The organism is Acetobacter oryzoeni, assembly GCF_004014775.2.
Taxonomy (GTDB): Bacteria; Pseudomonadota; Alphaproteobacteria; order Acetobacterales; family Acetobacteraceae; genus Acetobacter; species Acetobacter oryzoeni.
On the sequence record NZ_CP042808.1, the window covers coordinates 2,128,827 to 2,142,005 of the forward strand.

At 52.9% G+C, this 13,179-nt stretch carries 20 protein-coding genes; 4 read left to right on the plus strand and 16 right to left on the minus strand.

Going from position 1 to position 13,179, the window contains the following annotated elements:
* Positions 1–6: 6 nt before the first annotated feature.
* From EOV40_RS09770 to EOV40_RS09800, 7 genes are all read right to left on the minus strand, one after another.
* A complete protein-coding gene (locus EOV40_RS09770) occupies positions 7–654 on the minus strand; it encodes a Gp138 family membrane-puncturing spike protein (RefSeq protein ID WP_244296887.1) in 648 nt (215 codons plus the stop codon).
* On the minus strand, positions 641–1,594 hold the full coding sequence (locus EOV40_RS09775; protein WP_088364703.1) for a baseplate hub protein: 954 nt from the start codon (positions 1,592–1,594) through the stop codon (positions 641–643). The genes EOV40_RS09770 and EOV40_RS09775 overlap by 14 nt, the downstream gene beginning before the upstream one ends.
* Positions 1,591–1,899 (minus strand): phage baseplate plug family protein, encoded by a 309-nt coding sequence (locus EOV40_RS15590; RefSeq protein ID WP_128105808.1) that lies wholly within the window; start codon positions 1,897–1,899, stop codon positions 1,591–1,593. Before EOV40_RS15590 ends, EOV40_RS09775 begins: the two co-directional genes overlap by 4 nt.
* Entirely contained in the window at positions 1,896–2,636 is a 741-nt protein-coding gene (locus tag EOV40_RS09785) for a phage baseplate protein (RefSeq protein WP_128105809.1), read from the minus strand. Before EOV40_RS09785 ends, EOV40_RS15590 begins: the two co-directional genes overlap by 4 nt.
* A gap of 221 nt (positions 2,637–2,857) precedes the next feature.
* The gene (locus tag EOV40_RS09790; protein WP_128105810.1) at positions 2,858–3,049 is read right to left on the minus strand and encodes a hypothetical protein; all 192 of its coding nucleotides are present in this window, start codon (positions 3,047–3,049) and stop codon (positions 2,858–2,860) included.
* A gap of 50 nt (positions 3,050–3,099) precedes the next feature.
* A complete protein-coding gene (locus tag EOV40_RS09795; protein ID WP_128105811.1) occupies positions 3,100–3,924 on the minus strand; it encodes an antA/AntB antirepressor family protein in 825 nt (274 codons plus the stop codon).
* A complete protein-coding gene (locus EOV40_RS09800; protein WP_128105812.1) occupies positions 3,921–4,175 on the minus strand; it encodes a hypothetical protein in 255 nt (84 codons plus the stop codon). The genes EOV40_RS09795 and EOV40_RS09800 overlap by 4 nt, the downstream gene beginning before the upstream one ends.
* A 378-nt stretch (positions 4,176–4,553) precedes the next feature.
* Here EOV40_RS09800 and EOV40_RS09810 point away from each other — a divergent pair, with 378 nt between their 5' ends.
* From EOV40_RS09810 to EOV40_RS09825, 4 genes are all read left to right on the plus strand, one after another.
* Positions 4,554–5,009 (plus strand): hypothetical protein, encoded by a 456-nt coding sequence (locus EOV40_RS09810; protein WP_128105813.1) that lies wholly within the window; start codon positions 4,554–4,556, stop codon positions 5,007–5,009.
* Between the two features lie 136 nt (positions 5,010–5,145).
* On the plus strand, positions 5,146–5,325 hold the full coding sequence (locus tag EOV40_RS09815; RefSeq protein WP_128105814.1) for a hypothetical protein: 180 nt from the start codon (positions 5,146–5,148) through the stop codon (positions 5,323–5,325).
* Positions 5,326–5,589: 264 nt separating this feature from the next.
* Positions 5,590–6,150 carry a hypothetical protein gene (locus EOV40_RS09820; protein ID WP_128105815.1) on the plus strand — a complete coding sequence of 187 codons (561 nt, stop codon included), beginning with the start codon at positions 5,590–5,592 and terminating at the stop codon, positions 6,148–6,150.
* Positions 6,150–6,641: a hypothetical protein gene (locus EOV40_RS09825; RefSeq protein WP_128105816.1), complete on the plus strand. Its 492-nt coding sequence runs from the start codon at positions 6,150–6,152 to the stop codon at positions 6,639–6,641. The genes EOV40_RS09820 and EOV40_RS09825 overlap by 1 nt, the downstream gene beginning before the upstream one ends.
* 3 nt (positions 6,642–6,644) lie before the next feature.
* Here the strand turns inward: EOV40_RS09825 and EOV40_RS09830 are convergent, their stop codons facing one another.
* From EOV40_RS09830 to EOV40_RS09870, 9 genes are all read right to left on the minus strand, one after another.
* Complete coding sequence (locus EOV40_RS09830; protein ID WP_128105817.1) at positions 6,645–8,741, minus strand: phage tail protein; 2,097 nt, start codon at positions 8,739–8,741, stop codon at positions 6,645–6,647.
* A 145-nt stretch (positions 8,742–8,886) separates the two neighbouring features.
* Positions 8,887–9,351 (minus strand): hypothetical protein, encoded by a 465-nt coding sequence (locus tag EOV40_RS09835; RefSeq protein ID WP_088364719.1) that lies wholly within the window; start codon positions 9,349–9,351, stop codon positions 8,887–8,889.
* Complete coding sequence (locus EOV40_RS09840) at positions 9,351–9,788, minus strand: phage tail fiber protein (RefSeq protein ID WP_128105818.1); 438 nt, start codon at positions 9,786–9,788, stop codon at positions 9,351–9,353. The genes EOV40_RS09835 and EOV40_RS09840 overlap by 1 nt, the downstream gene beginning before the upstream one ends.
* A gap of 2 nt (positions 9,789–9,790) precedes the next feature.
* Positions 9,791–10,948 carry a DUF3383 family protein gene (locus EOV40_RS09845; protein ID WP_128105819.1) on the minus strand — a complete coding sequence of 386 codons (1,158 nt, stop codon included), beginning with the start codon at positions 10,946–10,948 and terminating at the stop codon, positions 9,791–9,793.
* Positions 10,945–11,508 carry a phage neck terminator protein gene (locus tag EOV40_RS09850; protein ID WP_128105820.1) on the minus strand — a complete coding sequence of 188 codons (564 nt, stop codon included), beginning with the start codon at positions 11,506–11,508 and terminating at the stop codon, positions 10,945–10,947. Before EOV40_RS09850 ends, EOV40_RS09845 begins: the two co-directional genes overlap by 4 nt.
* Positions 11,445–11,714, minus strand: coding sequence for a hypothetical protein (locus tag EOV40_RS09855; protein WP_244296889.1), 270 nt, complete (start codon positions 11,712–11,714; stop codon positions 11,445–11,447). The genes EOV40_RS09850 and EOV40_RS09855 overlap by 64 nt, the downstream gene beginning before the upstream one ends.
* Positions 11,715–11,842: 128 nt before the next feature.
* On the minus strand, positions 11,843–12,421 hold the full coding sequence (locus tag EOV40_RS09860; protein WP_128105821.1) for a hypothetical protein: 579 nt from the start codon (positions 12,419–12,421) through the stop codon (positions 11,843–11,845).
* Positions 12,412–12,828, minus strand: coding sequence for a DUF4054 domain-containing protein (locus EOV40_RS09865; protein WP_128105822.1), 417 nt, complete (start codon positions 12,826–12,828; stop codon positions 12,412–12,414). The genes EOV40_RS09860 and EOV40_RS09865 overlap by 10 nt, the downstream gene beginning before the upstream one ends.
* 9 nt (positions 12,829–12,837) lie before the next feature.
* Complete coding sequence (locus EOV40_RS09870) at positions 12,838–13,176, minus strand: hypothetical protein (RefSeq protein WP_128105823.1); 339 nt, start codon at positions 13,174–13,176, stop codon at positions 12,838–12,840.
* Positions 13,177–13,179: the final 3 nt, after the last annotated feature.

Sequence of the window (13,179 nt, forward strand, 5' to 3'; positions counted from 1 at the left end):
TCCTTATTATTCCGGGGGGGCTGTCGTGCCGCTTCCTGGCTGAACACCGGAATGCTTATGCTTCGTGAGGCTTATATTCCCCGCCTTCACATCGCCGCTGGCCGAGATATCGCCAGACACAGACACATCGCATCCAATCTTGACTGATCCGGCCTCAATATCCATCGCACCGCTGGTCTTGATCTTGACGCCACTACCAGTGAGCCAGATGTATTCGTGCGGAACAGAATTTAGAAAGCCGCCAACGTAAAGTGCATCCGCAATATCCTGCTGCGCGTAAGAACCAGGTGCGGCAGATTTACGCGATGCTTTGACGTTGGCTATATCCCGGTCCGAGATGATAGCAATTCCGATATCACCCGGCGTAGGATCTACAATTACCGCGCTATGCCCACCTTGAAGTCGGAAATACGGGACATCATAAATCACGCCATGCGGCACCGTGCCTCCCGCACCATCCTGCTGATGAACCATTGGGATTACATCAACAAATCCTACTGGGTTAAGGCCAGATCCCGAGACGGCCTGCACCTGTACCAATAGGGCTGTGCGGCGACCGTTCAAAATATTTCGCACAACCGCAGAAAGTGCCCCGAACTGGGATGTGAGATCACGCGCCCTGAGCAGGGTGTCGAAGGATTTACTTTCTGACAAACTGCCCTCTCACACTTTGCGCCATTACATCAGTGAACCATGGCCCCCCGGGCGTTTCGCTGGATATGTTATGAGCCACTTGCATCACCAACCAACTTCCATTTCCAGATGTGTTGCCGAATGTATTGGCCCAGCCGGTAGGAAGGTATTTGCTCTCAATTTCAACGAATTCATTGAAAACAATAAGCGGATTAAATAAGCAGCGAAACGCTATGCCCCCTTCTGCATAACTCGGGTATCCAACTAGACCTGTGGATTTGGATATATAGGGGACGTTATTCCCCGGGGTCGGGTCATCACGCGGCCAAATTATTAGCTGATTATTACTGATATTTACGACAATATTTGGCAATTTTTGCATCAAGAGTGCAATCTGCTGTCCGGGAGAGCCCGGAAAATTTGGATTCAGCAGAACATCATTGCAGCCTCGGTTGACGAATGCATACCCAGCTTTCGTGGCTATCGTCTCCAGAACCACATCTGCCCGAACTGTGCCCCGGAACACTGTCGGCGCACAAGATGTAGCATTACCAATCAGAGAGGACTGCGCCTGCGCCACAAACCCGACATCTGGAGCATTGCTGTAGTCTGCAAACGCGACTGTGATGCCCCCTTGAAATACTAGGGGCATGCCATTGATGTCGTCACCTGCGTAAATCTGGATCTGATTGGGGCTAGATGTAACGATATCAAACCGAGCAGTAGATAGCCGGTTCATCATATCCAGAGCTAGACCGCTAATCTGGACGGACGCAATCGCAGCTGTAGGGAACTCGGCATTTTCGATTGTGGCAGACACTCGGTAGCCGTCCAAGGTAATTGTATCTTCCCCGTTCGGCCCGAATGCCCCGGAGGCCAGCATAAACACCACCCGGATTTTCTTGCGCGTAAAACTACGGGCGGGACGCTTGGAAACCGCAACAACCTCGCTATCGCTCATGCGTTTTGCCCCGGCACATAGATCAGTAAGTAGCGATCGCCTAATCCGCTATAGGTCGGATCGCTTGATCCTTGTGTATCTACGAAAATGAAATCTCCCGGGAACCCAAGGTAAGAATCTCGTATTAGCCAAGTTCTGTCTTGGCAGATTACCCCGCAAACAGTAACCACTCCGTTCAGAGAAAAGTCTGCGTATAGTCCCGTGCTTCGTTGTCGCAGCGTGATCTGCACTATACAGCTGGGCAGGCTTACCTTTAGCGTCTGAGCCGCAACCGCGTTGAGAGCAATTCGCGCACCATTATTCACGTAGCGCCGTCCATGATATTTTTCATAAATGCATCAGAAATCTCAGAGGATGAAGGCTGCACTACACCGTTTGTCTGGAGTGGCTGCCCTTGTGGCTCATGCGCGTTAGAGAACGAAGACGTGGCCGTTAGTCGAACGGTCTGCAGCGCGATTTCTACGGCGGGCATTGTGATGCCGCCACGGGATGAGCGCGACCAGCGGGAGCCGAGGATATTTACGTTTCGGTAAACCTTCTCCGGTGTAGCTACAGAATAGAGGTTTGTATCCTGCTCTAGCGCCTCCAGCGTATCAAGGAAGTCTTTCCTGACATACATATCCCCAGATCCGGTCAGGGCATTTTTAAAAGTGCTTATACTATACATGCTTACCAGATCAGATAGACCGCCGCCCCCAATTTCGCTGCCATCACAGATGACTAGAATCCGATATATGCTTGGGGCCGTAACTTTGTTGTAAGAAGAAAATGCCCCCTCTTCCAAGGGAGCATCTGAAATCTGGTAACTGCTCTGCCCATCAAGCGAGATAACGTGCGCCGCCGTTAGAACCCTATTTTTTGATGCGTCAAAAATACCCCAATGACTGGCCGCATCGCTCACGAGATAATCTTGCAGCAGCGTCCCCGCCGTTACGGATGCCACGGCTTCCGCTCCCTCCACCGCATAAGCTGCCAATTTAGGCACACCATTAGCTACCGGCACATTCCAAAGAGATGGCAGCGGGACGGCTGTTAGGGGCATGGATATCCAACAAAAAAGCCGCCCCATGCGGAGCGGCGTGATATTTTTATGGGGGTATAAAAAAGACGCAATTATAGCGCCGTTATTTTTATACGCTTTGCGGCCAATGCTTGCAAGCCTATTCGGGCTTTCCAGTTGTTCCACCGCCCGTTTGCACGCCGCCGTGGGTATGGCTTTGCAGGATTGTACAAGAAAAAGGTGGCCCAAAAGCCGCCTCTCCCTCAAGCCAGGGCCTTCCGCCCCACCCTAGCCCGTTCTTCTTCCTCAAGGTCGTGCCAGAGTTGGGTGATGGCTTTTGCGCCTTCTTTCAGAAATGCCATAAGTTCAGGCCGCGTTCTGCGGAAGTTGCACCTAACGGTTGGCGCTACCAGAGATGCGTTAAACAGGGCCTGCCCAATTTCTGTATCGCTCATCCTCACACCAGCGTTGCCACCCTCGAAAGGGTGGCTGGCCTTTGCGGCGCTTACGCTGGTGTTTGGTGAAAAGGGGATGGTGCGGGCTCCAAACCCATTTCCTTCTGGTCTTTAACGGTCTTAGGCAAAAGGTGACGGCCTGCGCCAACGCCAAAATAGGCGTTTGCTACAACTTCATGGAAGCAGAGCTTCCCCTCCTCCGCTGTCTGGCTGACCACATAGCCCATTCGGAAAGACAGGCTCTTAAGGGCGCTCGATACCCTTTGCGACATGCCGCGCTTACGCTTCACTACGCCATAATGCTGCAACCATCCACGGGCAGTACGGCTGCTTGTTACCGCCACACCTGCGGGGCGGACAGCAAGAACGCCATCGACTTTTTGCGAAAGCTGCTCAATCTTGGGTGTGATCTGCTTGTTAACGATACCCTTCATCATGCCGCCGAGAGCCTGCATCATACGGCGTTCGATTTCCGCAACCGAGACGGATGGTTGTGCTGAAAACGCCTGCTGTTCGCGCCAGATGAAATACCGCCGAGCCAACCGGCCCTTCTCGTTGTTCTCGACCATGGATAGTTCCTTGGCCATATCGATAGTGAGACGGTATTCTTTTGTCTTTTGAGGGCGAGATTTTGAGCTTTCCGATTTGGGAACGCTCAAACCATCATAAGTTTCAAAGTCTTGACCTGCTACAAAGCCATACTCATCTATGCGCCCTGGCATCCAAGCACCAAAAGCCCTACCTACTTTTAGGCCCTCATGGAGGGCGCGGCCTTCGACGCCGAGAACAACCTTGCCGCCAATGGTCATTTCAGAAGCCACGCAAATAGCAGCAATTTCGGCGAACTCTGCGGGGATGGGGAGATTTGCGCTCATGCCGCATCTCCTTCGCCAATCGGGGCGCGCAGATGGTCTGCAATCCTTGTGCAAAGATTTGATTGATGACGATGAATGGCTGCCAATTCATGCTTGGTAACGTCCTTCCAATCATTTGACTGGCAAAGGCGCTCCACCTCATCAACACAAATTAAACAATTCTCTGCGGCATATTCTTCGCAGATTTCAATGGCCTTACGAATACCTGGAATCATTGCAGGCGTGATGCCCGATGTGATAATAGAATTCATATCAGTGTTTTCCTTATTCACTGTCAGAGGCATCAGAGCGGTTTCCTAGGCCGTGCTCTGGTGCCTTTTTTGCGTCTGCCAAACCGCGCTCAATCAGGTAAATGATCGCTGCATTTCGGCTTCGAAAACCTTTCGGAATACCAAAGTTATCGATCGCATCTACGATCTCCTTCGGCACCCTCAATTGGACGCGCGAAACATCCTCCTTTTGGAGATATGCCCTATAACCATTTGTATATGCCAATTTTCATTCCTCTTACCGCATGACGCAACTATGTGCGTCTCTGCATGAATATCCATATGTCACCATGTGTGTCAATTGATATGTCACCATTATTTGTGCTGAAAATGTACATACGTTGGCATGCGGAGATAGAAATGGCGGAAGATCAAGAAAAACCAACGACCGAGCGTCGAATTCATGTTCTGCCGGTTGAGCTTTTAGATAGAATCAGGGCGTACCAAGCTGATAACAATATCCCCTCAGAAGTTGAGGCTGTGCGACGGCTATTAAGCGAGGCGCTTCAGGCACGAGATTCAATCGACGACATCATGAAGCAGGTTGCTGCCCAATTTAAGATAGACAGAGACTTACGAAATATCGCCAAGGAAGTTCTGACGGGGCACACTCGGGTAAATCGCTTAGAAATTGAAGATAACTGCGTCAGATTTGGCATGAGGACGGGAGACGCTGGCTCCATCTCTAAAGATGGAACAATGCAAGTGGGAACCGTGGACGACGAAGGTTATTTCCGTCTAGGAGAGAATTGGCCTCGGGCGCGTTCATGGACAGATTCTCCTGCTCCAGAACTAGACGATGAAATCCCCTTCTAGCCCCAGATTCCTCACCCCCATTCAGGCCATGCACACGGCTTTGGGTAGGGTTGATTATGCTGGAATCTTTGGTGCGTGACAGGTTGAGACACTTCGGACGAATTTCGTCCGAAGCCTTTTGCAAAAGGAGTCTCAAATGAACGATCAACAGTTGACCCGTGAAGGCCTTATTTGGCAGGCTGCTAAAAGCATTGCCTCGGCTGAAAAGAAGCAGCTTGTTCCTACATCAATGGGCGCAGCCAATACCGACCGCGAATATGTTTTAACGTTGCTGCGGCAAGTGGCCGCTGCCGTTGACGGTAAGGAGGCTCGATAAACTTACGGGGAGCGTTTTGCCCTCAAAATCCCCCGCGCAATAGCGGCGAATGGTCTCAGCGGTAGCAGCCAAATCTTCTGCTGAGACCCCCGCGCCCTTGTGTAGTTCAATGGCTTTTTCCATAGCCCATTCGTGCGCTTGTGACATACCGCCTCCTATTTCATCAAAACATAAGCCTAGTACAAGAGACTAGAAGGTACAAGAACCCCGACTCCCACAAGACGCTCCGTACGGCTATGGTGCGGGGGTTTTAGGGAGGGTGATTTGAGCAAAGAAGAACTGCCGCAAAGAGATCAAGAAGCTTCTGAAGACCCGAGAGCCAAGCCATGGCCTGATGGTGCGGATTGGAAAGGAAGGCCAGACTACAAAGACCCAGCTTGGCGCAAATATAGAGACATCATGCGCCAGAGAACAAAAGAAATCGCAGAATATGAAGCCAAAGAACAAAGCAGGGCAGGTATATACTTTGGCATATGGGTAGATTCAGGCCCTAGTTATTCCCGATGCACCGTTGCGGAAAGGAATGACGGCCGTAAATTTTGCTTATTAGCCCCCGGAGACGACGGCCTTCCCGGATCTGGAAAATGTTGCACGTCCAAGGAATGGTGCGGTTGCATATGGCGTCCAATCATCGAGGGGATTGATGATGGGAAACATGCACTGTGGGTTAAAGGCGGCAAGAAAGCCGCTCAAGAGCTTTTGAGGAGTGAACTTCAAAAGAAGCAAGAGTCAGAAGACGGTGTTCTGCAGATATCTAAAGATCCGGAAATTGAGGCCGCCCCACAAAAACGAAAACCTTTTTGGAAAAAGATATTAGGTCTGTGATGAAAAAAATTGCCCTCGCGATCTCTCTATTTCTATCCTCTCCATTGGCGCAAGCAGCAGCGGCCGACCTGCCGCAGCAAATCCAGGGGGGGAAGTCATATTCAGATGATGTCATGCCGGATGCCAAACCAAGCGATGCTGGATTGATTGACAAAACCAAATCAGCATCTCTCAAATACGTTGATAATTGCGATCAGGAAATAACACCGAAGATCTCGCCAATTGATCTTGGGCCCAGCCTTCCTAACTCAAAAATTATCCTTCTCCCTGACTCCGTTTGCTACGGCAATGCTGGCGACATGGTGGTAATTTTAGACGGGAATGACCGCACGCTTTTGCGTGTGACCGGGGGCGGTGTAGTCGTGCTGTCATCCCAAACTGCTGGAGTTAACAATATCTCCATCATTGAGCCCGGTTTCTCCGCCCCGGTATGGCACTGGATACCGGATGCACATTCATTCCAGCATTATATGGATGTGCCTCTCCAGTAAATTTTACCCCAGGCGGGTGGCTGTTTGGTGCCCCAATGCAGCTGCCGCGCCGAATTCGTGATGAATGGCTCGCACCACGGAATCAGGGTTAGCCCCATGCGTGTTCACGGTAATCGCATCTACATGAATCGTTTGGCTGTTTGAGGTGCTGTTGTTATTTACTGGCCCCGCGGCATGCTGGATTAAGGGTTGCATATTGTCCAGCATGTTATTGGCGGCAAAGTTGGCGTGGATTTCATTGGCGTATCGGTCAGCTCGCGTTCCAAACCCATCCTGCGCCGCCACCCCAGTCTGTAGCCATTGAAGCGCCCCACCAGCCCCCTGATTGTGAGCATACCCCAATATTTCCATTTTCCGGGCATCTGAAGCGTTGCGAAATGTATCGCTATGAGCCCACAAATATTTCTCGTTTTGGCTAGTATACGCACGGAAGTAGCGTTCCTGCATATCTGGATCACTAAGAAACTGGCTTTGTGACGGGACCGTTTCATGCAGACTACGGGCAGCATCCTTAATTGCACCCTTGCCCATCTGATATTTCCCAGCATAGGCGTTATTATAGCCACCCATCTGGTTGTAGCGGGCGTCTTCAATCTTGGCGACCGATTGAGCAAAAAGACCAAAGCGGCTTGGATTACTAACTGCGCTGCGGGCAGAATTTGATCCACGCGGGATAGTGTCATCCTTAGCTGTCGGCGTAGCATCGGCTAGTATTTCGTATGGGACGGCTGCCAAGGGCGCAACGCGCAGAGCTTTGCCTCCATATCGTAACGCATCCCGACCAACACGGCGCAATATAGGGGCGGCAGCTTTTCTTCGACCTGTAGCCGCCACGCTGCCCCCTGCTTCAGCGGCATCTTTTGCGACTTCCTTTGTTGCTGCCTTTCCTCCCTCTGCCTTGGCTGCGTCCTTCTTAATCCCCTCACCTTCTCCGCATGTGCAGGCCCTCCCCAGCACTCCAAGAAGACTGCCACCAATTTTGACGGATGCGATACTTCCAAGAGTTGTGGCGATGCCAGCCAACCCTACGCCTGTAATGCCAATTCCCTTGGCTAGATTGGGATACTTATCGATAAATTCAGAAGTATCCTTGAGCACCGCATGCATTGGCGGAACGAGGCTGGTCAGGATAGACCGCCCCAAAGCATCGGACTGAGTGGTAAGCTGAACCCAATCCTGCTGGAGTTGAGAAAACGCGGATGCCTGTTCCGGGGTAATCGCATTTTTTCTGGCTTCATCATACAAGCCAGACAGCTCCTTACGCCCACGCTCCAGCGTGTTGATAGTGCCCTGATCAAACCCCAACATCTGGCCCCACGTGTTAGCCTGTGTGGGGTCTATATTTGAAAACCTGTCCGCCAGATCCATCATGATCTGCGTGCGGTCTCGGAGCTTACCGTTGCTATCTTTTAGATTGACGCCGATACTTGAGAATACCCTCGTTAAGTTCTGCTGCCCGCTAATGGTCTGGAACTGGTCGACAATCCCCTGCAAAGAACTCGCCATACCGTCAGCCGTGCCGCCGCTTTCTTTGGCGACAGTTTGCCAAGCCGTCAGATCCTGCGTTGTCATGCCGAGGTTATGCGCCATACGCCCAGCTGCGGCTGACGTGGCTGTGGTGGAGGATAGGAACTCCTTCATGCCACGTCCGGCGGTCAAAATCGCCATGACGCGCAAAGCCTCGCCTTTGGTCCGCCGTAGCGTATCGGCTAACTCTTTCTGAGAATCTCCCACATCCCGTGCATTGCGCACATTTTTTTCACGGGACCTGTCCATCGACTTATCGGTCTTATCTGTCGTTTTGACGATTTTCTTACCCGTCTCGACAACAGATTTCCCTGAGCCGTCTATGGCCCGATTATTACCCTCTATGCTGCGGCGCGCCCCCTGCAGCGCGCCACCCGTCCGGCGGATAGCCTGACCTGTGCGCTGGAATGCTTGCTCCGTGGATTTAGCGGCGCTCTCGCTTGCTTCGGCACCGCTCGTTGCCGCATCAGTCAGGCCATCAATGGCTTTTTCAACTTCCTTTGCGCCGGAAGTTGCTTTCCTGCTATCAATCGCAAACATGACAACAAGCTGATCAATAACATTGGCGGCCATGAAGCACCCTACAGGCTGGCGTTATAGTTTCGCACGGATGCGATTTCGAGGAGATCGTAAAGGTCTTCACTGTCATAAACCGTTTGCAGTTCATGCAGCGTGGCTAACCCGGACGCCACAACGGACGCCACGGGTCGTGAGACGTTCAGGCAGGAGATTGGTTCTCTACGGGGCTTTCCGTTGGGAGTAACGCCGCCACGAGCGGAGAAAGTTGGCGCGCGGCGGCCAGCAAAAAACCCACATGGCAATCAAACGCCGCCCCCCTCACCAGCCCCAGTGTGTCTGGCTCCTCAAAATCTGAGGCAATAACAGCGCGCGTCATATTAGGGTTGGCTGGGTCGGTCCGGATTTTGACGCACGCTATGAGTTTATCGAATGCGCGATCAAGATCGGCCTCATCCATGAAGCCAAAAATCTCCAGCCCTACGCTCGCCAAACCTGCCATTCCGGAGTCCGCTAGTGTCGCCCCGATACGCGCGCCGCCACGGATAGCTGACTGCACCGCATGCCGAGCCCATTTATCCGCCGTAAAGGCATCCATGCGTGTAATCACGAAGGACTTTCCTTTATCCGCCCCCTCTGCGGAAACTGTGTAATCGAACGTGCGCATCAGATAGCCGCCGGGAGAACCCGCTCCCAGATAATTTCGAACGTTCGCGCTTCAAGAACTCGCCCGGCAGATGGGACGCTCACAATAGAGCGCAGCAGACCTCGCACCATGGTGTATTTGCGCCCGATTGATGGGATCTGAATTTCTGCCCCTAGGCGATACAACCCGCGTTTTGCGTCCTGCGCGGCGACAATAACTTCAAAAATCGCAGCGCTGTCGCTACTGGCAGCCAAAGAAATTGATTGCGTTACGGGGTTGGGAACCCAGCCGCCGTTCAGGTAGCCATCAATGCTCATCTGGGTTTCAATCAATTCCCGCGCTTCCGTTTCAAATGCGCGATCTGCCGCATAGTTCTCCAATGTGATCGGGGCATTATAAAGCCCCGGCACAGTGATGGTGAAAACCGAGTTGGCGGCTGTGATATCGTAATCAGACATTGTTATTGGACCTCCACAGACGCCAGAGAGATGGACTGCACGCTCTCACCGTCCATATAGAAAAACATGCCGTCCACCGTGCCTCGTGTGGCCCGCGTAGCAGCAGATGCGATAGAAGCGCCGGGGATGAGATACCAGCCCTGAGTTTGCAGCGTTGTGCTGATGGTCTTCCCGGCCTTGGCATTTACTTGCAGGGCTTCATCGTCAGACAGCGTCACGCCAGCTTGAATGGCCCCGAAGGAAAGCGCCGTATTGATGGTTGCCTGAACGGACGTTGAGATAATTCCATCCCCCACCGCATCGTATGGGATGAGCCCAACGTTGGAGAACATATTCGCCAGATTGATCTGGAAATCTGCGTTCATCCAGATTTGGTTCAGGTAGCTATCAGCCCACGCAAACGAGCCGGATACGGATCCGTCCACAAACCAGTTGAATGATGTGTCGTTGGCCTTGTAGCTGCCATAGAAGCAGTAGCCATTCGCCAGCAGGTTTTCGGCCTGCGTATTGGAGATATTAGAGGGCGTCACACCAGAGAACCGGCGGAACATTAGCGTTGTGCGCCCATTCGTCCGGTTGGGATTGATAGATGCCGCCCAAGAAAGGGCTGCGGCGGCAATCAGCGTGCCGTTGCCATCTGCGTTGCATACGCACGTCAGCCCCGGAGTGCTGTTGGCCTTCACGGTCGCGCCAAATGTAGCGGTCGCATTGGCGGTCAGGATATTGGGGTCTGCATCCTGAATGACACCCCAGTAACGATTAGGGTTCGCCCCCATCCACGTGGCAATGGCAGTTTTAGCCGCAGCATTCGGCTCCTGAGCGAACATGAACCCAGACCAATCACCCTCTGCATCAGCGGCAGCAGAGAGGTATGTTCCATAATCAGCATTCACTGGAGCGGCTGGAAGCGAGTAAAAATACAGGGTGGACGGCGTATCCAAAGAGCCGGAATACGACCCAAAGTAGATGCTGGCGATACTCGCCTCGATGCTGTCTGCCCCGCATTTGGTTGCCACAGCCTGCGGCGTAGAAAAAGAGCTTACACCAGCATCCAAAGCGGCATTGGTAGAAAAGACCAGCCCCTTGAGAATGTTTACCGTACCGGCAGGAGACACCACGCTCGGCGTCACGTTGACGATGCTTTTAATCGATAATGTCATGAGTTGCTCTCGCTGTAAGCCGCGTCCACATTGATCAGGTCAATCGTGGCGGCATCGGCAAATTGCTGCGCGATTGTGTATTGGTAGTTGGCTTGCAAGTGCAGGTCTGCATTCCAGTTATTTTCATACTGGCGCTCGCCATTTATGAATCCAGTCTGGCGCGGGTCATCTGCATAAAGCGGTGCCACATCCCCTTGAGGGCGTTCCTGCTGGAAGAACTGGCAGGCGTAAGGATCACGAAAAAGCGTCACGATGCGCTCAATCATGTCGCCAGCGCCGGGGCCGAACACGCTGACCTGAATAGTAACATGCTCCTGCCTACTTACTGTGCGTGTGCCTATGCCGTATTTTGAGCCATTGGTAGCAATCTGCTGCCGCACAACAATGGTCATAAGCACAAACAGGCCCAGAGGCGCGACCACGCGGTTCTGTTGGCCAAGCCTAACCTCTGTTCCTGCGGGTAAAATAGAAAGCAAAAAGGCCCGCAGTGCCGTTGTTACATCATCTTCGGACAGGTTTGTTGCGATGGGGTCTGCCGCACCACTACCAGTCTGCACCATTCACCGCTGCCCCACTGTTCGGGCTGGCCGACAACCAGCCATTCTGAATCATCAAAAACAAGGATATCACCGCCAAATTGGTGCGCTCGGTCTAGGCCCTTGATATGCCCATAAACGTAAACTGAGCGCGCATCAGTGGATTGGTTGAGGTTGGCAACCTGCTGTAAATCCTCGCTGTTGGCGGCCTGCACCTGAATGGTGATCAAGACCTCAGTGTATTCAGGAGTCACACGCCCGCTAGGAAGTGTCTCACTGCCGCTACTTGCCCTTAATATGGCCTGTATGCACGGGTTAACCGCCGATATAATGCCTGTTACCGGCCCGAAAAGGTTCATCACTTCACCTCGCCATCAACCGCCCGGAGCATCGTGCGGGTATGTTCCAACGGGTTGTTGTAACCCTTCTTGCGTATCGTGCTGGGCGCGTTCGGTGGGTCTGACCAATCAATGATGGACTTCTGAATATCCGACACCATCAGCATAGCCACGCGGCCAAGGGATGTGGCGGAATCCATACCCGTGCGCTTCATGCTTATTACCAGCGCATCAGCCCACTCCTGTTTGTTTTTGGCTATGGCAGTCCGAAAGAATGGACGTGGTGGGATAACGATTTTATGCGCCGCCGTTTCCTTGGTTTTGCCATGGAAGTCTTTACCTACAAAGCGCGTGGCTATCCGTTCTGCCCCACGCTTTCCGACCACAGCATCTGTGATGTATTTCGTGCCGCCCGGATGATCAATCGAGGCCCCGAACTCCTGAATAGAAGCAATCTCAGCAACAGGCGTACCGTCTGGATACGTGGAACCTTCCAAAAACCCTACCCGCGCCATGCGGGCTGTTTCTGAATTGCGCTCAAGTTGCTGCAAATACGCACGCAACTTTCCGCCTCCACGCACCTTTGCCTTTACGGCCATGACCACGCAGGCTGTGGCCGCCCCGGAACATATCGTGCTGTGCGCAAGAAAGCGGTGGCTGCCCAATAGGCCGCGCCCCACTTGGTTTGCACCCACCATGCCTGAGAATTAGTGACAGGCCCCATATCAGCCGAAAGCGATACACTCCCTTTTGACGCCGATGCGATGCGCCCCACCACATTAGAGCCTCCTTGCTGCGCGCTTAAATTAAGCTGCGCCAGATGGGCTGTGATCATCCCCAGCAAAATGCCACGCCTGCCCACGTCCTGCACGGGTGAAGCGTCTGTATTGTTGAGATACAAACCGGCCTCTTCCCACAAAGCGCCGCCAAGTCCTGCATTCACATAAGTGGCCAGCGTGGGATAACGCGCCGACCATTTTGTATAATCAAACTGCGCTATCGCCACGCCTGCACCTTACTTGGCTGGGGTAATGCCCGGAGCGGGCTTCTGAGGGTTAAGCGGCTCTGTGCCCGCCTTGACCGCTTCCTGCTCTTTAGCCTGTCCTTCTGCCTTGGCCACCGTTGGCTGCGCGAAGATCAGTTTGTTTTCCAAAGGCGGGAACCCGGCCTTCTCTTTCACCCAAGCATCCCAGAAATCAGATGGAATAGTGGTGAGGCCATACCCGCCAATCACGCGTGCAGCATTGGCACCGTTCAGTTTGTATTCTACGCCCGGCCTGTTTTTCAGCCGCAGGATAACGCCGTTGGCCAGCTTGCAGCCGATAACGATGGCGCTGGATGTTGTGCCGCTCATATC